20 protein-coding genes are annotated in these 16,403 nt (G+C 59.8%); 6 read left to right on the top strand and 14 right to left on the bottom strand.

Annotated features, from left to right (window positions below):
* From CAF65_RS04690 to soxR, 10 genes are all read right to left on the bottom strand, one after another.
* A complete protein-coding gene (locus tag CAF65_RS04690; RefSeq protein ID WP_085715272.1) occupies window positions 1–903 on the bottom strand; it encodes a metal ABC transporter solute-binding protein, Zn/Mn family in 903 nt (300 codons plus the stop codon).
* Window positions 904–1,803, bottom strand: coding sequence for a metal ABC transporter permease (locus CAF65_RS04685; RefSeq protein WP_085715271.1), 900 nt, complete (start codon window positions 1,801–1,803; stop codon window positions 904–906).
* Complete coding sequence (locus CAF65_RS04680; protein ID WP_085715270.1) at window positions 1,803–2,654, bottom strand: metal ABC transporter ATP-binding protein; 852 nt, start codon at window positions 2,652–2,654, stop codon at window positions 1,803–1,805. The genes CAF65_RS04685 and CAF65_RS04680 overlap by 1 nt, the downstream gene beginning before the upstream one ends.
* Entirely contained in the window at window positions 2,651–3,577 is a 927-nt protein-coding gene (locus CAF65_RS04675) for a metal ABC transporter substrate-binding protein (RefSeq protein ID WP_085715269.1), read from the bottom strand. The genes CAF65_RS04680 and CAF65_RS04675 overlap by 4 nt, the downstream gene beginning before the upstream one ends.
* Before the next feature lie 35 nt (window positions 3,578–3,612).
* A complete protein-coding gene (locus tag CAF65_RS04670; RefSeq protein WP_085715268.1) occupies window positions 3,613–4,188 on the bottom strand; it encodes a DUF6162 family protein in 576 nt (191 codons plus the stop codon).
* Window positions 4,185–4,514, bottom strand: a complete 330-nt coding sequence (locus tag CAF65_RS04665) for a hypothetical protein (RefSeq protein ID WP_085715267.1) — start codon at window positions 4,512–4,514, stop codon at window positions 4,185–4,187. Before CAF65_RS04665 ends, CAF65_RS04670 begins: the two co-directional genes overlap by 4 nt.
* Complete coding sequence (locus tag CAF65_RS04660) at window positions 4,511–5,053, bottom strand: thiamine pyrophosphate-binding protein (protein ID WP_085715266.1); 543 nt, start codon at window positions 5,051–5,053, stop codon at window positions 4,511–4,513. Before CAF65_RS04660 ends, CAF65_RS04665 begins: the two co-directional genes overlap by 4 nt.
* Window positions 5,050–6,252 (bottom strand): PepSY domain-containing protein, encoded by a 1,203-nt coding sequence (locus tag CAF65_RS04655; protein ID WP_085715265.1) that lies wholly within the window; start codon window positions 6,250–6,252, stop codon window positions 5,050–5,052. Before CAF65_RS04655 ends, CAF65_RS04660 begins: the two co-directional genes overlap by 4 nt.
* Before the next feature lie 316 nt (window positions 6,253–6,568).
* Window positions 6,569–7,027 (bottom strand): VOC family protein, encoded by a 459-nt coding sequence (locus CAF65_RS04650; RefSeq protein ID WP_085715264.1) that lies wholly within the window; start codon window positions 7,025–7,027, stop codon window positions 6,569–6,571.
* Between the two features lie 126 nt (window positions 7,028–7,153).
* Window positions 7,154–7,609, bottom strand: coding sequence for a redox-sensitive transcriptional activator SoxR (gene soxR / locus CAF65_RS04645; protein WP_085715263.1), 456 nt, complete (start codon window positions 7,607–7,609; stop codon window positions 7,154–7,156).
* Window positions 7,610–7,704: 95 nt separating this feature from the next.
* Between soxR and CAF65_RS04640 the strand changes: the two genes are divergently transcribed.
* The 5 genes from CAF65_RS04640 to CAF65_RS04620 all read left to right on the top strand — a co-directional run bounded on the left by CAF65_RS04640 (window position 7,705) and on the right by CAF65_RS04620 (window position 12,417).
* Window positions 7,705–8,076, top strand: coding sequence for an antibiotic biosynthesis monooxygenase (locus tag CAF65_RS04640; RefSeq protein ID WP_085715262.1), 372 nt, complete (start codon window positions 7,705–7,707; stop codon window positions 8,074–8,076).
* Window positions 8,077–8,193: 117 nt separating this feature from the next.
* A complete protein-coding gene (locus CAF65_RS04635) occupies window positions 8,194–8,463 on the top strand; it encodes a hypothetical protein (RefSeq protein WP_085715261.1) in 270 nt (89 codons plus the stop codon).
* 101 nt (window positions 8,464–8,564) lie between these two features.
* The gene (locus CAF65_RS04630; RefSeq protein ID WP_085715260.1) at window positions 8,565–9,179 is read left to right on the top strand and encodes a LysE family translocator; all 615 of its coding nucleotides are present in this window, start codon (window positions 8,565–8,567) and stop codon (window positions 9,177–9,179) included.
* Between the two features lie 206 nt (window positions 9,180–9,385).
* Complete coding sequence (locus CAF65_RS04625) at window positions 9,386–10,543, top strand: cysteine desulfurase family protein (RefSeq protein ID WP_085715259.1); 1,158 nt, start codon at window positions 9,386–9,388, stop codon at window positions 10,541–10,543.
* 65 nt (window positions 10,544–10,608) lie between these two features.
* Window positions 10,609–12,417, top strand: a complete 1,809-nt coding sequence (locus CAF65_RS04620) for an aminopeptidase P family protein (protein WP_085715258.1) — start codon at window positions 10,609–10,611, stop codon at window positions 12,415–12,417.
* Between the two features lie 90 nt (window positions 12,418–12,507).
* Here the strand turns inward: CAF65_RS04620 and CAF65_RS04615 are convergent, their stop codons facing one another.
* Window positions 12,508–13,098, bottom strand: coding sequence for a 2-hydroxychromene-2-carboxylate isomerase (locus CAF65_RS04615; protein ID WP_085715257.1), 591 nt, complete (start codon window positions 13,096–13,098; stop codon window positions 12,508–12,510).
* A gap of 36 nt (window positions 13,099–13,134) precedes the next feature.
* Window positions 13,135–13,863 (bottom strand): SDR family oxidoreductase, encoded by a 729-nt coding sequence (locus tag CAF65_RS04610; protein ID WP_085715256.1) that lies wholly within the window; start codon window positions 13,861–13,863, stop codon window positions 13,135–13,137.
* Window positions 13,864–13,957: 94 nt separating this feature from the next.
* Here CAF65_RS04610 and CAF65_RS04605 point away from each other — a divergent pair, with 94 nt between their 5' ends.
* A complete protein-coding gene (locus CAF65_RS04605) occupies window positions 13,958–14,518 on the top strand; it encodes a TetR/AcrR family transcriptional regulator (protein ID WP_085715255.1) in 561 nt (186 codons plus the stop codon).
* A gap of 14 nt (window positions 14,519–14,532) precedes the next feature.
* Here the strand turns inward: CAF65_RS04605 and CAF65_RS04600 are convergent, their stop codons facing one another.
* Window positions 14,533–14,814, bottom strand: coding sequence for a hypothetical protein (locus CAF65_RS04600; RefSeq protein WP_085715254.1), 282 nt, complete (start codon window positions 14,812–14,814; stop codon window positions 14,533–14,535).
* A 168-nt stretch (window positions 14,815–14,982) separates the two neighbouring features.
* Window positions 14,983–15,870 carry a threonine/homoserine exporter RhtA gene (gene rhtA / locus CAF65_RS04595; RefSeq protein ID WP_085715253.1) on the bottom strand — a complete coding sequence of 296 codons (888 nt, stop codon included), beginning with the start codon at window positions 15,868–15,870 and terminating at the stop codon, window positions 14,983–14,985.
* Window positions 15,871–16,403: the final 533 nt, after the last annotated feature.

Here is a 16,403-nt window from a genome sequence, read left to right as displayed (position 1 = left end):
TTACACGCCGTTCAACCCCTTGATGAGCAGATCCACATTCCCTTCCAGTTCGGCTACCGGGTCCTCGGCATCGGTGCTCAACACCACCAACCGGCTACCCGACCCGGCAATCACCGCTTTCAGCGCATCCGACGGCTGCCGGTGATGCAGCACCACCGCCACGTCATTGTCCTTGAGCGTTGTGCCCAATTGCTTGAGCGCTTCAGGTGTCCACTCGGTATCGGGGCGTGCGTCCTGTGCGATCAATTCCAGATTGAGACTGCCGGTCAGGTAGCCGAAGTGATCGCTGAGGCTCATCGCACTGAGGTTGTCTGCATTGGCCAAGCGCGCTTCGCTGTCGGCGCTGAGCTTGAGCAAACGCTGTTTGAGCGCTGCCAGGTTGGCGTCGATTTTCGGCTTGGCTTCGGGGGCCAGGCGCACCAGGTCCGCCGCCATCACATCGGCCATGCGCCCCATGTTATTGCTGGAGAACCACGGCTGACTGTTCAGCCCGTCGACCTTGTTGTCGGGCTGCACGGCAATACCGGGCAGGGCGCCATCCACCGGGCGGGCGGCATCGACTTCGACGATACGGATATTGCTGCGCCGGGAGATCGGATACAGCGGGTCATCCGGCCACAGTGAGCGCAGGTCGATCACCGCGTCGGCATCGTTCGCCAGTTTGGCCAGCGCCGGGGCGCCACGCCCGGTGAAGTAGGCGGTCTGGCGGCTGCCGGGCAGGTTGGCCGGGGCGGCGCGTTCGAGGCTGACATCGGTGTCTTTGAGCAGCACTTCACCGAGACCATAAGTGATCGGCAAGGCGGCCAGCACGCGCAGCGGTTTACCGCTGTCGGCGGCGAAGGTTGTGGTGACCAACCCGCACAGGGCAACGGCGAGGGTCAGTTGGCGCAGTGAAAAAGTCATTTATCCAAGGTTCCCTTTCAGGCTGGGGACAACGCCGCGCGCAAGGGCGGCCAGAGCGAAGGTAATACCGGCGACGAGGATGATCGCGGCGCCGGACGGGATTGGCAGGTCGAAGACAATCGGCACGAGAATCCCGCACAGCGTGCTGACGGTGGCGATCAGCACCGAACACCAGAAAAAAACCTTCAGCGATTGGCTGAGCAAGCGTGCCGCTGCCGCCGGAATCACCAGCAGGGCACCGACCAGAATCGCACCAATGACCTTTACGGCGGCGACGGTGATCAGCGTCACCAGAATCACGAACAGATAATCCAGGGCCTTCACCGCCACTCCGCGCACCGCTGCCAGTTGCGGATTGAAACTGGCGAGCATGATGCGGTTGTACAAAGGCAACGCCAGGGCCATCACCAGCGAACCGACGATGGCCAGCACCAGCAGGTCGTTGCCGTTGACTGTCAGCACTGAGCCGAACAGCACATTTTCCAGAATGTGCACGTTGATCTTGCCCGCCAGAATCAACAGCAGGCTCGCACCCAGGGCAAGCGACACCGAGAGAAACACACCGATCAGGGTATCTGGCGCCAGGCCGGTGCGGTTGCGCAGGTAGTTGAGCAGGATGCCGAACAGCAGGCAGTAGCCGAAGAGGCTGCCGTAAGGCCCGGTGTAGGGTTCGCCGAGCAGGATGCCGATGGCCACGCCGGTCAACGCGGCATGACCGACGGCTTCGGAGAAAAACGCGAAGCGCTTGACCACCACCAGTGTGCCCAGACCTCCCAGTACCGGGCCGATCAGCAGTCCGGCGAGCAATGCGTTGACCACGAACCCATAGGCCAGCGCCTCGGGCAGATAACCCGATGACGCCCAGCCCTGGACCATCAGGCGAAAAGCTTCGTAACTCATCAGGCAAGGCTCCGGGGATGGGTCGAGAACAGCGTCAACAGCCGCTCCGGTGTCAGCGCCTGTTGCGGCGTGGCGTCGAACAGCACCCGGCGATTGAGCCCTGTGACGTGATCGGCCAGGCGTGCGACCGCTTCCAGATCGTGCTCGATCCACAGCACAGTGATGCCCGCCGCTCGCCAGTCACCGAGCAATCGTTCGAACACCTGAATGCCGGCCTCATCGAGGGCGGACATCGGTTCATCGAGCACCAGCAATTGCGGAGACGGGATCAACCCCTGGGCCAGCAACACCCGTTGCCGTTCGCCGCCGGACAGCGCGCCCATGCGGCGCTTGCGCTTGTCCTGCATGCCCACCCGTTCAAGGGCCTCGCCAATCGCCGCCGCGTAGTGTTCGCTCAAACCGAGAAATGCCGGGCGGCGCTGGCACATGGCAGCCATGAAATCGTCGACGGTCATTGGCAAGCCCCGGTCGAACTCCAGCGCCTGTGGCACGTAGCCGATGGTGCCGGGCTCGCTCGACCATTGCAGGCTCAAGCGGCCCTGGTGGGGCATTTGCCCGAGCAGGGTCTTGATCAGCGAACTCTTGCCGCCGCCGTTGGGGCCAACCAGTGCGTGCACGCTGCCGGGTCGGACTTGAAATGTCACGTTGTCGAGGATCGTCGTGCGCCCGAGCGTCAGGCTGATGCCTGCAAAATCCAGCGTCGGCCCGGGAACCTGTGGGAGCGACGGTGCGACGATTCGACTTGCTCGCGATTGCGGTGCGTCGTTCAACGATGATGGCGACTGACTGGACGCCTTCGCGAGCAGGCTCGCTCCCACAGGAGGTTCACTGAGTGTTTCTTTGGCGGTCATGCGCCCGACTCCTGAATCGCCCGCACCACGGTATCGAGGTTGCCGGTCATTTCTTTTTCGTACTTGTCAGCGGCGTATTCGCCGTAGGAAATGTGCGACAGCGGATACAGTTTCACGCCGGATTCGCGCTGGATGGTGTCGACGTAAGTGGAGGGGAAATCCATCTCCGAGAAGATCACCTTCACATCCAGCTCACGCAGTTGATCGATGGTTTTTTTCAACTGGCTCGGGCTCGGTTCGATGCCATGGGCCGGTTCGACCACGGCTGTCACTTCCAGGCCGAATTCACGCAACAGGTAGTCGTAGGCTGCATGTACCGTAGCCACCCGCAGTTCGGCGTTCGGTGCCTGGGTCAGTTTGGCCAGGGCATCGGCGCGCATCTTGCGCAGGCGCTTGCCGTAGGCGCGGGCGTTTTCGGTATAGGTCCTGGCATTGGCCGGATCGCGCTTGCCCAGCTCCCGGGCGATGTTGTTGACCTGGGCAATCGAGGCGCTGATCGACAGGAAGGTGTGCGGGTTCACCACTTTGTCGGCGCCGCGCGCGGCAATACCGGTGGCGGCCAGTAGCGGCACGTTTTCGTTGGCTTCGATCACCGGGACGTTCGGGGTTTCGCTGGCGGCGATCATCCGGTCGGCGAAATCATCATGGCCGACGCCGTTGAGTACGATCACGTCCAGCCCACTGATGCGCTTGATGTCTTCGGCGCGGGGTTCGTAGGCATGCGGGTTGAAACCGGCCGGAATAAGCGGCACAACGTCAGCCTTGTCGCCGACGATGTTGGCCACATAACTGTAATAAGGGTGCAGGGTGATGCCGATGCGCAGGCGCTTGGCTTCGTCGGCGCTGACCAGTGATGGCAGCAGGCAAGCCAGCAGGCCCGCCAGCAGCAGTCGCAGGAAAGAGCGTTGAGTTGAAATAGGCATGGGAAAGCAGTCTTCTCTCGGGTGAAGGCGAGGGTTCAGTGCCGGTGCTGGCGGGTCACACCGGTATCGAATTGCGCGATGACCTGCTGCCAGCCGGCGCTTTCGAGCGCGGCGTCGCTGAGGTCGGCCGGAGCCGTGAGCCTGTTGTCGCGGTTGAGCCAGATGTCCGGCGCGGCATCGTCGTTTGCGCTCAGGCGCAGCAGAAACGAACCGGCGACTGTCGGTGTCCGGCTCTGGCCGAAGTAGGCCCTGACATCCAGTAATTGCCAGGCATGGTTGCCACGGCTGACGGCGCTGGCATCCTGGGCGAACGGGGCAAAACCTTCCTCGGCGAGGGCCTCGGGAGTCGGCAGCGTTTGCTGCTCCTGGCGCAGCAAATGGATCTCGTCCAGCGTCACCCGCAAATCGGCGTAGATGCCTTGCTCGGATGCACTGAGGTCACGGCGCGCATCCAGTTGATGGCTGCCGACGCTGCTCACCTCATGGGATTCCCCATGCCAGATCACGACCGAACCAGCTACCGCCAAAATAATCAGGCACAGCAGCAGAACGTAGAGGGTTTCGTGACCGGCCCCGGCCGGGCGCACGACTTGGGTCGTTGGAGTGCTCATGGCGCCTCGATGTCCGCTTGGTCAATTTCCACGACGTGTCCAGGGCCGGCATCGAACAGCACATAGAACTCGGTGCCTGGCTTCTTGAAGGTCAGGGTCGAGTCGGCGCCGAGTTTGCCCGGCACCAGAATGGTCTCGTCGTAGCCGATCACATCGAGGGTTACGCCCGGCGCGCCGCTGCCGTCGGAAAAACCGCCGGTGCACTTGATCTGTTCGGCGTCGATGGCCTTGCATTCACACATCGGGTTGTGGGCCAGGACGCTGGCGCTGAAGCTGGCGCAGAACACCAGCAACATGGCGTTGAGTGGGCGAAGAGGGGGGATCATGGTTTGCCTCCTTGTTTGTTCAGCCAGGCGATGGTGGCGGGGGAGGCCTGGCTCAAAGGAATGGATGCCTGATGCATGGCGCCGTCCCAGCCTTCCATGGTGATCCACAGCTCGGCGTCGGCCGTGGTCTTTTCCGGGACGGGCAGTGAAGCGCCCATGCGGTAAGGCGTGCCGAAGAAAATCACCCCGGCCGCGCGCAGGCTGCGGGGTTTGCCGATGCGCAGGTACGTGGCCTTGACCTGCCCGATACAGGCATCACACAGCGCTGCGTTGAAGCCCTTCATGTAGCCGGCCGGGCCATCGAGCATGGGCGCGGCGTTGCGCAACTCCGCCAGCCGCAGGCTCCATGGGCCGACCCGGACTTCGCCGATTTCCCGTTCGCCAAGGCCACTGTCGCCACGCATCAGCGCCTCATCGGCGAAGTACTTGGGCATGAAGCCGAGTGGAATCAGCAGCAACAGGACGTTCAGGTGAAAGCGCCATCTGTGCCAGAACACGCTCAGACGCGAGGGTTGTGCAATCACAATGACTTTGCTCACAGGTTGGCCTCCGACGCTTCGTTGCGGGTGGCCGGTTGCGCCGTGATGCCGCGCTGTTTCTTGTTGTCGCGCTTGAAGGCATTGGCCGTGGCCAGTGCCGTGCGCTTGGTCCAGATCAGCAAACCACTGAGCACCATCATGCTCAGCAGCAGGCCGAAGAACGCCCAGATCAACTTGATCCACAGGCCGCCGAAGTCGCCGGTGTGCAGGGGGCGCATGGACTCGGTGACGAACTCCAGGGGCGAGCGGTCCGAAATCAGGCGCGAGGCAGCGATTTCGCCGTTGTACGGGTTGAGGGTGGCGGTCTGGAACATCAGCGGATACCAACCGCGTCCCCCGACATCCAGATGGCTGTAGGCATTGCCCGGCAGGCTGACGAAACTGGCCTCCAGCCCGGAGATTCTCTGGGTGGCGATTGCAATCGCGCGATCAAGGTCGATACGCGGCGGGGGCGAGCCATCGGGCGACAGCGGCACTGCTTCGCGGGACATTGCCGGGAGGATCTTTTCCGTGGAAATGGAAATCTGGTTATCGGACAGCAATGCCTGGATCAGGAACCAGGTGCCGGTGATGGAAATCACTGCGATGAACCAGATCGACCAGATGCCGCTCAAGCGGTGAAAGTCGCCCCAGAAAATCCGTGCACCGTGGCGAATACGCAGGGTCGGGTGGAAAAAACCTTTCCAGAAGCGTTTGTAGACCACCAGCCCGGTGATCAGCGACGCCAGCAATGGCAAGCCGAGAAACGACACCAGGTACCAGCCCCAGCTATAGCCATTGGTGAACGGCACCAGCCACCAAGCGTGCAGCGCCCGGGTAAAGGCGCGGAAGTTGAATTCCGGCGCGACACCCTGGATCACACCGCTGTACGGATTGACATAAATCACCACCGAGCGGCCGTCGGGGTAGCTGACTTCGACATCCAGGGCGAAGTGCGACTCGTCGGGGCGGCTGATGCTCTGCACCACGGTCTGCGGTTCAGCCCGGTTGATGGCTTCGATGACCTGCTGATAGCTGAGCAGTGGTGCGTCGTCCGAGGGCTGGCTGGCGCGCATTTGCGGATTGGCCAGCCAGACGATTTCCTGGCTGATCACCGCCAGGGTTCCGGTCACACAGACAATCAGCACGAAAAACCAGATCGGCAGCGCCAGCCAGCTATGGACCAGGAACCAGATTTTTGAACGCGACTTCTTTGACATGTTGGAGGTCTTGCATGGATGAGAGGCAGCTCGGCTGCGGGCTTCGCAGGGATGAGCGCCCTGAAGGTCCATTCGTGGCTTTTGCCTACGCGAAAGGACTGCATCTATGTAGGACGGATGAGCAGAGGAAATCCCGAAAGGGGAAGTGAAAGAAAATGTTTCGCGAGAGGCAGTGAGGCAGTGACAGAGGAAGTGGAGCAACCCGCGCACAGTTGCTCCCACAGGGGCCTTCAGTGGTCACAAGTCCCGCGCAAGATCGGGGACCCAATGTGGGAGCGAGCCTGCTCGCGACGAGGCCCGCTCATACCTGAAGATTTCAACCCTGGGCAAACATCTCCTTCGCCCGTTGCTCGATCTGTTCCTGAGTCAGGTCTTCCTTGCGCGTGGCCAGAAACCACAGGTGCCCGTAGGGATCCTTCAAGGTGCCTGAGCGGTCGCCGTAGAATTGATCCTTGACCTCGGAGACAACGGTCGCGCCGGCATCGATGGCCTGTTTGTAGGACTTGTCGACATCTGTCACGTACAAATGCAGACCCACGGACGGCGAATTGTCCGGATTGCTCAGCGGCCCTTGATCGCACGGTGTGCCTAACATGATCGGACAATCGCCGATGCGCAGTTCGGCGTGACCGACACCGCCATCGGGCATGTTCAGGCGCATGACTTCAATGGCGCCGAAGGCTTTCTTGTAGAAGGCGATGGCGTCGGCGGCCTTGTTGATGCCCAGATAGGGCGTAATGCTGTGATACCCCTCTGGAATGGGTTTGACGCTCATGATGGATCTCCCTGTTCTTGTAGTGTGAATGGAAAGTGCCTGTGCCGTTACATGGCCGAATAAATATAGGCCAGCCTCTTTCACCTCACCGAGCGACCGACGAGCAGCAATGCCACACAAGTGCCATCAGGCCGGCTCCAGCCAGTGCGCTCCCGGCCCGCGTTCTCCCAGCACATCGCCTGCGTTGCGTAATGGGCAAGCCTCCATCGACAGGCAGCCACAACCGATACAGCCGTTGAGACGATCGCGCAGCAGGGTCAACTGGTTGATGCGCTCATCCAGTTCCTGGCTCCATTGCGCCGACAGCATTTTCCAGTCCGACGCCGTCGGCGCCCGGTTGTCGGGCAGCGACTTGAGCGCTTCGCCGATCTCTGCCAAAGGAATCCCCAAGCGCTGGGCAACCTTGATCAATGCCACCCGTCGCAGCACTTCCCTGGGATAGCGGCGCTGGTTGCCTTGGTTGCGGTTGCTCTTGATCAGTCCTTTGGACTCATAGAAATGCAGCGCCGTGACCGCCACACCGCTGCGCGCCGCGACCTGGCCGACGGTGAGCTCCTTATGCAGGTTTTCCGGGGTGATCATTTGAAAATTGCCTCTTGACCTCTAGTTAACTAGAGGTTTTACCCTGCACACCTTCGGATCGCAAGATTCGCCTGACCTGTGAGTGGGGACATTTCATGCAAGCCTCAGAGAAGAATCGCAGCTTTACCCAATTGATCGAGTTCCAGATCGAGCCGCATCAACAACCTGCGCTGGTATTGGCCTTGTCGGCACAGACCGAGCATCTGGCCCGGCAGCACCGTGGTTTTCTCAGTGCCAGCATCCAGGCCAGCGACGATGGCCGGCGCGTACTCAATTTTCTGCAATGGCAAACTCGCGAAGCAGGGGAGGCTGCGTTTCGAGCCTTTGAAAACGGCGAACTGGATTTCTGGCAGCTGATCCGCGCCCATCAGGCGAAGGCAGTGACCTTCGGATCGTTCCAGGTCCTCCACAGTCTGCAGCGCAGCGACGACAACGCATTGCATTGCACTCTGGTGGGCCAGTGCTGATCAGGGCAATGATCGCCATTTTCTGATAGCCACTATTGAAAGCGTTGATTTCTGCTGCCCGGGAGGCGCGGGTAGCCTGTGTTCATTGTCTCGAACCCAGTCGCCAGGACGCCAGAAATGAAACCGATGATTGCCACTTTGCTGATGCTCGCCGTCTCCGTACTCGCCGGATGTGCCAGCCATGTTTCCCCGGAGCTTCGCCCTTACACGGCTGAAGAAAGCAGGGAACTGGCGCTGGAAGCGCTGAACCGCCGCGGATTGTCCTTCGATGAGTACCACGCGAAAAAAGCCGAACTGCTCGGCCAGCCGAAAAAGTCGTTCGGCTTCGACAATCAGGGTGAAATGAACGCCGGGCGATCTGTACAGCTTCACGGCCGTCCAAGCTGAGGCGAAACTGTACTGCTCCAAGTTTCGCGTAACTGTCCATGGGTTTCGCCCAAGGTGTGCGATAGGGTCAACACCTGACCGACCCTGACGGACTGCCACCCATGACGCTCTCACTCGATCTGCTGCTGGGCTTCGCCCTGTTCGCTCTCGTCACCTCGATCACACCCGGCCCGAACAACACCATGTTGCTGGCATCCGGGGTGAACTTCGGCTTCAACCGCACGATTCCGCACATGCTCGGCATCACTTGTGGCTTCTTTGTACTGGTTGTGGCGGTCGGTTTCGGCCTGGGCGCGGTGTTCCAGACTTACCCTTTGCTCTACACCGTGCTGCGTTATGTGGGTGCGGCGTATTTGCTGTACCTGGCGTGGAAAATCGCCCATTCCGGGCCAATGTCGGAGAGTCCGCAGGGCGAGGCGAAACCGATCAGTTATTTGGGCGCCGCCGCGTTCCAGTGGGTCAATCCCAAGGCCTGGATCATGGCCATTGGCGCCATCAGCACCTACACGCCGATGCAGGGTTACTTCATCAACGTGATCGTGATTGCGGCCGTTTTTGCCATCATCAACCTGCCGAGCGTCGGTGTCTGGGCCGCTTGCGGCACGCTGTTGCGCAATGTTCTGAAGGATCACCGCTGGCTGCGCCTGTTCAATTGGGGCATGGCTGCACTGCTCGTGGGTTCGCTTTATCCGCTGATGCTCGAAAGCTTTAGCTGACGCATTGCTTCAACCGGTTGCCCGATGCCTGTTAAGCTGACTTTTCAGGAGCGTTCCTACGCACTATTAAATGAAGTAGTCCTTCTTTAACGGCATCCGATCAGGTATTGGTAACGTTCTGAAAACAGCGCGCAGCTCACAAGGCTGCGCTTTGCCGTTTACAGTCACGAGCTTCCTGATCCCGGAACACGCTCTGCGAGTCCTTTATGAATAAACGTCCGTTGTATTTCGATTACGCCGCCACCACGCCGGTGGATGAGCGGGTCATCAAGGTGATGGTCGAGTGTCTGGGTTTTACCGGCAATTTCGGCAACCCGGCTTCAAGCTCCCACGTTTTCGGCCAACAGGCTCGGCAATCGGTAGAGCAGGCACGACGCCAGGTCGCCGAACTGGTCGGCGCGACACCCGAGCAGATCGTCTGGACCTCAGGCGCCACTGAATCCAACAACCTCGCGCTCAAAGGCGTGACCCAGGCCCGCGGTGCTGGCGCCGGTCATGTCATCACCAGCCAGATCGAACACAAGGCCATTCTCGATACCGCCAGGCAACTGCAGGATGCCGGTGTAGCGGTGACGTACCTGGTGCCGGACGCCGAAGGGCTGATCACCGCGCAAGCGGTCAGCGAAGCCATGCGCGAGGACACCTTCCTGGTGTCGCTGATGCTGGTCAACAACGAACTGGGTACGCTCAACGATATTCCTGCCATCGGCCAGGTGGTGCGTGACCGCGGGGCGTTGTTCCATGTCGACGCCGCGCAGGGCGCGGGCAAAGTGGCGATCGACCTCGCGCAGTGGCCGGTGGACCTGATGTCGTTTTCCGCGCACAAGCTCTATGGCCCCAAAGGCATCGGTGCGTTGTACGTCGGTCCGCGTGCAAGACAACGATTGCAGGCGCAGATCCATGGCGGCGGGCATGAGGGCGGTTTGCGCTCCGGCACCCTGGCGACCCATCAGATCGTGGCCATGGGGGCGGCATTCGCCCTGGCGGCGGCGTCCTTCGATGAAGAGAAAGCTGTCATCGAGCGCTTGCGTGAACGCTTGCTCGAGCAATTGCACAGCATTCCCGGCGTGCGTCTCAACGGCAGCCCGACCCGGCGCATTCCCCATACCCTGAGCCTGACCTTCAGTGAAGGCGAGTTCAACCCGGCAGCGTTGCTGGCCTCGATCGCGTTTTCCGCGACGTCAGCCTGCAATTCCGCGAGCAATGCCCCATCCCATGTACTGCTGGCCCTGGGGCATGACGCCCGCTCGGCCAGTCGCACCATCCGCTTGAGCCTCGGGCGTTTCACCACCGAGCAGGATATCGACCAGGCGGTTCAACTGATCAAGGCAGCCTGCGCCAGTGCTCCGGCATTCTGGCAATAGGGCGACGAAGCGCCGACGTTGATCGGCACTCAACAATAATGATGAAGTGGTTAGCAGGAGACACGATGAATACGCAGCTTTCGACCCATGGAACGGTGCCCCAGCGCCTGGCGCAAACCCGCGAACTGATGAGCCGGGAGGGCATTCACGCCTTGCTGGTGCCGTCGGCCGACCCGCACCTGTCCGAATACCTGCCGGGTTACTGGCAGGGGCGCCAGTGGTTGTCGGGTTTCCATGGTTCGGTCGGCACCTTGATCGTGACCCCGGATTTTGCCGGCGTCTGGGCCGACAGCCGGTACTGGGAGCAGGCGACCAAGGAACTCAAGGGCAGCGGCATTGATCTGGTCAAGCTGCAACCGGGTCAACCCGGGCCACTGGAGTGGCTGGCCGAGCAAACCCCCGAAGGTGGCGTGGTCGCGGTCGATGGCGCGGTCATGGCCGTGGCTTCGGCACGAACCCTGGGCGGTAAACTTGAAGAGCGTGGTGCCCGTCTGCGCACCGACATCGACCTGTTGAGCGGAGTCTGGAGCGACCGCCCAAGCCTGCCGGACGAACCTATCTATCAGCACTTGCCACCACAGGCGACCGTCAGCCGTGGCGAAAAACTCGCCAAACTGCGTGAAACCCTTCAGGCGCGGGGTGCCGACTGGCATTTCATCGCCACCCTCGATGACATCGCCTGGCTGTTCAACCTGCGTGGCGGCGACGTGTCGTTCAACCCGGTGTTTGTTTCTTTCGCCCTGATCAATCAGCAACAGGCCACGCTGTTTGTCGCCTTGAGCAAAGTCAGCGCCGAGTTGCGTGCAATCCTCGAACAGGACGGGGTGAGCTTGCGCGATTACAGCGAAGTCGCTGCCGCACTGCGCGCCGTGCCGAGCGGCGCGAGCTTGCAAGTCGACCCGGCGCGGGTCACGGCGGGGTTGCTGGACAACCTCGACAACGGGGTGAAACTGATCGAGGGCCTGAACCCGACGACCCTGGCCAAATCGCAAAAAAGCCTGGCCGATGCCGAGCACATCCGTCAGGCCATGGAACAGGACGGTGCAGCGCTGTGTGAATTCTTCGCCTGGCTGGACTCGGCGCTGGGCCGCGAGCGCATCACCGAACTGACCATCGACGAAAAACTCACCGCCGCCCGTGAGCGCCGTCCGGATTATGTGTCGCTGAGTTTCAACACCATCGCCGCGTTCAACGCCAATGGCGCGATGCCGCACTACCACGCTACCGAAGAAGAACATGCGGTAATCGAAGGGGACGGTCTGCTGTTGATCGACTCTGGTGGCCAGTATCTGGGCGGCACCACCGACATCACGCGGATGGTTGCGGTGGGCACCCCGACCGATGAGCAAAAACGCGATTGCACTCGCGTGCTCAAGGGCGTGATTGCCTTGTCCCGTGCGCAGTTCCCCAAAGGCATTCTGTCGCCGCTGCTCGATGCCATCGCCCGCGCGCCCATCTGGGCGGAAAGTGTCGACTACGGTCACGGCACCGGTCATGGCGTCGGCTACTTCCTGAACGTCCACGAAGGTCCGCAAGTCATCGCCTATCAGGCCGCACCTTCACCGCAAACCGCGATGCAACCCGGCATGATCACGTCCATTGAGCCGGGCACCTATCGTCCGGGGCGTTGGGGTGTGCGCATTGAAAACCTGGCGATGAACCGTGAGGCGGGCAAAAGCGAATTCGGCGAGTTCCTGAAGTTCGAAACGCTGACCCTGTGCCCGATCGACACGCGTTGCCTGGAAATATCGCTGTTGTCCGAGGAGGAGAAACAGTGGTTCAACGCTTACCACGCCGAAGTGCGCGAACGCTTGAGCCCGTTGGTCGAGGGGGCCGCACTGGAGTGGCTGAATACCCGCACCGCGGCTGTTTGATCGGCTGCTGCTATTTGTTTCGATACAGCTCAGGCGCTTTTCCAGCGCCTGAGCTGCATGGTCGACAAAGGGGCGGTTTGCGGTCGAGATTCAACTCAAGGCTTCGAGCACGAAATCCAGTCGATCCTGGCCGAAGTACAGCTGGTTGTCGACAAACATGCTTGGGGCTCCGAACACGCCTCGCTTAACGGCTTTTTCGGTGTTGTCCTTGAGCAGGGCTTTGACTTCTTCATCGGCGGTCAGGGCCAGGACCTCTTGTGGATCGAAACCGTTTTCGCTGAGCACTGCCGCAACGGTTGCCGGTGCATCCAGGCTGCGACCGTCGACCCAAATGGCCTTGAACAGGCAATCGATGAAGGCAGCAAAGCGGTCAGGGTGGCGCAACTGCATGCCTGTTACGGCACGCATGAGCATCAAGGTGTTGATCGGGAAGTGAGGATTGAATTTCAGAGGCACGCCATAGCGTTTGGCGTAGCGCTCAAGATCCTGAAACATGTAGCGACCCTTGGCCGGTACAGTCACCGGAGAGGCGTTGCCAGTGGCTTTGAACACTCCGCCCAGCAAGAGCGGAATGTAGATCAACCGGGTGTCGGTCTGTGCGCAGATCTTCGGTAACTGGGTGTAGGCCAGATAGGTGGCGGGGCTGCCGAGGTCGAAATAGAACTCCACGGTTTTGCTCATGTTCAAGGCACTCGTCTTATTGTTTTGTCGGAGAAGTTACCAGCGTTCGCTCCAGGGGCGAAGGTCCAGCTCGAAGGTCCAGGCGTCGCGAGGCTGGCTGTGCAGGTACCAGTAATTTTCGGCGATATGCTCGGGATTGAGGATGCCATCCTGATCCTTGGTGGCATATTTTTCGGGAAAACTTTCACGAATGAAGTCGGTATCGATGGCGCCGTCGACTATGACATGGGCAACGTGAATATTCATTGGCCCTAGCTCACGGGCCATGCTTTGCGCCAGTGCACGAATGCCGTGCTTGGCTCCCGCAAATGCGGCGAACCCGGCAGCGCCACGCATGCCTGCGGTGGCGCCGGTGAACAGGATAGTGCCCCGCTGGCGCTTGGCCATGCGCTTGGCGACTTCACGCGCGTTGAGAAAACCGGAAAAACAGGCCATTTCCCAGATCTTGAAATACTTGCGGGCGGTTTCTTCGAGAATGCTGCACGGCACGTTGGCGCCGATGTTGAAGACAAATGCTTCGATGGGACCGACCTGGTTTTCGATCTGTTCGACCAGCGCGATCACGTCTTCCTCTTTACGTGCATCGCAGGCGAAACCGTGGGCCTCGCCGCCATCAGCCTTGATGGCATCTACAAGTGGCTGGAGTTTGTCCGCACTGCGGCGGGTGACGCAGGCGACAAAACCCTCCTGGGCAAAACGCTTGGCAATGGCGCCGCCCGTGGCGTCACCTGCACCGACGACCAGTACAACCTTCTTGTTATTCATGGGTGAATCCCTTATTGGTAAACGATCGTTAACTAAACGAACGTTATGCTACGATTCGACAGGCGTCAAGGTGAGCAATTTCAGGAGAAGGGCAATGCGTTATTCGGCCAGTCACAAGCTGGAAACCAGGCAAAGGCTGCTGGAAAGCAGTGCTGTATCGGCCAAGAAGTCCGGATTTTCATCGGTGGGCGTGGACGGCCTGATGAAGGCGATTGGCTTGAGTGGCGGCGCCTTCTACAGCCACTTCTCTTCGAAAGACGAGTTGTTCGCAACCATTGTCGAACATGAGCTGGGGCAAAGTCTGGCGCGATTGGGGGAAGGGCAGGACCGTGACAAGCTTGAGCGCTGCTTGAAACTGTACCTGAGCATGTCTCACGTCGAGAATCCGGAAACCGGTTGTGCATTACCGGCTTTGGGTGCGGAAATTGCCCGTTCCGACGCGACTGTCCGCCAACAGGCAGAGCACTGGATATGTCGGCTTCAGGAACGTTGGGCGGATGTTCTGCAAAGCGACAGCCTGGCCTGGGCGATTCTGTCGCAATGTATTGGCGCACTGGTTGTAGCGCGTATGCTGGCTAGTCCGGATATCCAGCGCACCGTGCTGAAGTCCAGCTACGAGGAAATTGGCCGTCAGATCGCAAGTCCGAGAACCTGACGCGACGGCCCTGCCTATTTGCAGATGACAATCATGCTACGGCTGGTATAACCCGCAGGATTGAGGCCAAACGGATAATCGCCGGGCTCTTCCACGGCATCGCCCGACTTGGCAATGACTTTGTATCCCTTTGGCGCGCAGGAGTTGGCGGCGCTGGTGTAGCACTTGTCCCAGGATGAAGACAGCCCGGAACAGTTGATGTGTAACCCTTTCTTGCCGTGCTTGATCTGTGTTTTTGATGTCGCTGCGCAGCCCGCAATTGCAAGTACGGCGATCAGTATCAAAATTCGTTTCATTACTGTCCTTATAGCGTCCCCGGATCTTGTGCCCGGGTCTGGCTGCATTCGCTTTCGATTGACGCTTATCGATATCCCTATCTGAAATTGTCCATGGTATGGCCTTGGGGTGCGGGCTAAACATGGCCTAATTGAGCGGCAAATACCAGAGCCGTGTCATTTCTGTTGTCAATCTGCGGCTACTGCCGGTCGGGCGGCAGTGCTCATGGTCATGGTTGCACCGACGGATGCCAGAATGATGCACAGGATTGCCATCCACTGCGACAGCGAGAGATATTCGTGAAGGAACAGCAAGCCCGATAACGCGCCGAAGGCGGGCTCAATGCTCATCAGTGTGCCGAAGGTTCTGGCAGGCATGCGGGTCAGAGCGACCATCTCCAGGGTGTAGGGGAGGGCTGTGGACAAGACGGCGACGCCGAGGGCCACAGGGATCAATGAAGGGGTCAGCAAGGCGGAACCAGCATGGGCGATACCGATAGGCGCGACGAAGAGCGCCGCGATCATGACCCCCAATGCGGCGGTTTGCACGCCATTATCGGCCCCCGCTTTTTGCCCGAACAAAATGTACAGTGCCCAGCAGACCCCGGCACCCAAGGCATAACCGGCGCCTACCAGATCGATGCCAGCGGTCGCTTCTCCTGTCGGGATCAGTAACAGCAAGCCGACGGCAGCCAGAGCGATCCACAAAAAGTCGATTGCACGACGCGAGGCGTAGATCGCCACGGCCAATGGGCCAGTGAATTCAAGTGCCACCGCAATGCCCAGCGGGACGGTTTGCAATGACATATAGAAGAGGAAGTTCATGCCGCCCAGCGCCATTCCATAGACGATGACAGTGCGCAGGGATCTTGCGGTGAGTTTTGCCCGCCATGGACGGAGTATCAGCATCATGATCACGCTGGCAAAAATCAGTCGTAATGTTGTCGTCCCTTGAGGGCCAACAACCGAGAACATGCTTTTGGCCAGGGAGGCTCCGGACTGGATCGACGCCATGGCTATGAGCAGCAGCCCAACCGAGAACAGAGTTGAGGCTAGGCTGCGAGGCTGATCATTCATTGCGAGGCATCGTCCGAAAAGAGGAAATAAGGGTATTTCGCTAGCTGTTGGGCAATATACTGCGCATTCCCCACAGGCACGTCTATATATAAGCAGTGTTTTTGCGCATATCGGTAGAAAACCCGAATCAGTGCTTGACGGCAGATTTCAGATCTCTATAATTCGCCCCACTTCCGGCGCAGTCGAAACGGAAAACTCCTTGATAAACAATGAGTTACGCAGGTTTCGGCAGCAGGTTGCTTCAGGTCATAGAAGCCGAAAGGAAGTTGAAAAAGAGGTGTTGACAGCAGCGGGTAACGCTGTAGAATTCGCCTCCCGCTGACGAGAGATCGAAAGCGCAAGTGGTTGAAGTTGCTAAGGATTCCTTGAAAACTTCTGAAAATAATCACTTGACAGCAAATGAGGCTGCTGTAGAATGCGCGCCTCGGTTGAGACGAAAAGCTCTTGACCAACCGCTCTTTAACAACTGAATCAAGCAATTCGTGTGGGTGCTTGTGGAGTCAGACTGCTAGTCAACAGATTATCAGCATCAC

Source organism: Pseudomonas sp. B28(2017) (assembly GCF_002113025.1).
Lineage (GTDB): Bacteria > Pseudomonadota > Gammaproteobacteria > Pseudomonadales > Pseudomonadaceae > Aquipseudomonas.
Note: the sequence above shows the minus strand (reverse complement) of the source record. Positions and strands in the feature narration are given on the sequence as shown.

Coding starts and splice junctions, on each gene's coding strand:
- CAF65_RS04635 (WP_085715261.1), top strand. CDS start 8,194: ATGAAACCGATGATTGCCACTTTGCTGATGCTCGCCGTCTCCGTACTC.
- CAF65_RS04685 (WP_085715271.1), bottom strand. CDS start 1,803: ATGAGTTACGAAGCTTTTCGCCTGATGGTCCAGGGCTGGGCGTCATCG.
- CAF65_RS04655 (WP_085715265.1), bottom strand. CDS start 6,252: ATGTCAAAGAAGTCGCGTTCAAAAATCTGGTTCCTGGTCCATAGCTGG.
- CAF65_RS04640 (WP_085715262.1), top strand. CDS start 7,705: ATGCAAGCCTCAGAGAAGAATCGCAGCTTTACCCAATTGATCGAGTTC.
- rhtA (WP_085715253.1), bottom strand. CDS start 15,870: ATGAATGATCAGCCTCGCAGCCTAGCCTCAACTCTGTTCTCGGTTGGG.
- CAF65_RS04610 (WP_085715256.1), bottom strand. CDS start 13,863: ATGAATAACAAGAAGGTTGTACTGGTCGTCGGTGCAGGTGACGCCACG.
- CAF65_RS04650 (WP_085715264.1), bottom strand. CDS start 7,027: ATGAGCGTCAAACCCATTCCAGAGGGGTATCACAGCATTACGCCCTAT.
- CAF65_RS04620 (WP_085715258.1), top strand. CDS start 10,609: ATGAATACGCAGCTTTCGACCCATGGAACGGTGCCCCAGCGCCTGGCG.
- CAF65_RS04615 (WP_085715257.1), bottom strand. CDS start 13,098: ATGAGCAAAACCGTGGAGTTCTATTTCGACCTCGGCAGCCCCGCCACC.
- CAF65_RS04670 (WP_085715268.1), bottom strand. CDS start 4,188: ATGAGCACTCCAACGACCCAAGTCGTGCGCCCGGCCGGGGCCGGTCAC.
- CAF65_RS04605 (WP_085715255.1), top strand. CDS start 13,958: ATGCGTTATTCGGCCAGTCACAAGCTGGAAACCAGGCAAAGGCTGCTG.
- CAF65_RS04675 (WP_085715269.1), bottom strand. CDS start 3,577: ATGCCTATTTCAACTCAACGCTCTTTCCTGCGACTGCTGCTGGCGGGC.
- CAF65_RS04690 (WP_085715272.1), bottom strand. CDS start 903: ATGACTTTTTCACTGCGCCAACTGACCCTCGCCGTTGCCCTGTGCGGG.
- CAF65_RS04665 (WP_085715267.1), bottom strand. CDS start 4,514: ATGATCCCCCCTCTTCGCCCACTCAACGCCATGTTGCTGGTGTTCTGC.
- CAF65_RS04630 (WP_085715260.1), top strand. CDS start 8,565: ATGACGCTCTCACTCGATCTGCTGCTGGGCTTCGCCCTGTTCGCTCTC.
- soxR (WP_085715263.1), bottom strand. CDS start 7,609: ATGATCACCCCGGAAAACCTGCATAAGGAGCTCACCGTCGGCCAGGTC.
- CAF65_RS04680 (WP_085715270.1), bottom strand. CDS start 2,654: ATGACCGCCAAAGAAACACTCAGTGAACCTCCTGTGGGAGCGAGCCTG.
- CAF65_RS04625 (WP_085715259.1), top strand. CDS start 9,386: ATGAATAAACGTCCGTTGTATTTCGATTACGCCGCCACCACGCCGGTG.
- CAF65_RS04600 (WP_085715254.1), bottom strand. CDS start 14,814: ATGAAACGAATTTTGATACTGATCGCCGTACTTGCAATTGCGGGCTGC.